1 protein-coding gene is annotated in these 543 nt (G+C 57.8%); it reads left to right on the top strand.

Translation table 11 applies throughout. The features are described from left to right. Positions 1-28 precede the first annotated feature (28 nt). A partial coding sequence (locus tag ACR0KN_RS22490; RefSeq protein ID WP_480656712.1) for a TRAP transporter small permease subunit occupies positions 29-543 on the top strand: 515 nt, incomplete at its 3' end.

The raw sequence follows: 543 nt of genomic DNA on the forward strand, positions 1-543 counted from the left end.
CCTTTTTCCCTGACTGCGGAGTACAACGATGGCCGGGTCATCCCAGGTGCTGTCTGACGACAGCCGTCTCAGCATTCTCGATCAACGTCTCTACAAACTGGAGAGCTTTCTGGCTCTGATCAGCGGTCTTGCAGTGTTCTCGCTGATGGTCATGGCCGTGGTCTCCGTTGGTGGCCGGAATTTCGCCAATGCGCCGCTTCCCGGTTACGTGGACTGGATCGAGCAGGCCATGCCGTTGATCGCCTTCATGGGGATTTCCTATGCGCAGCGTGATGGCGGTCATATCCGAATGGACATGGTTGTTGGAGCGCTCAGAGGCCGGACGCTCTATATCGTTGAGTTCATCACAACCGCTGTCATTCTGGCGCTGATCGTCTTGCTGATCTGGGGGAGCTGGGCGCATTTCGCACGCAGCTTTGACTTTGGCGCTCCACTCTGGAGCCGCGACAGCTCCATCGACATCGGTATCCCGCTGTGGCCGGCCAAGCTGTTGGCACCCGTCGCCTTTAGCGTGCTTTGCCTAAGGCTTGCTCTACAGCTTTG

The sequence above is a fragment of the Ruegeria sp. AP7 genome (genome assembly GCF_056539905.1).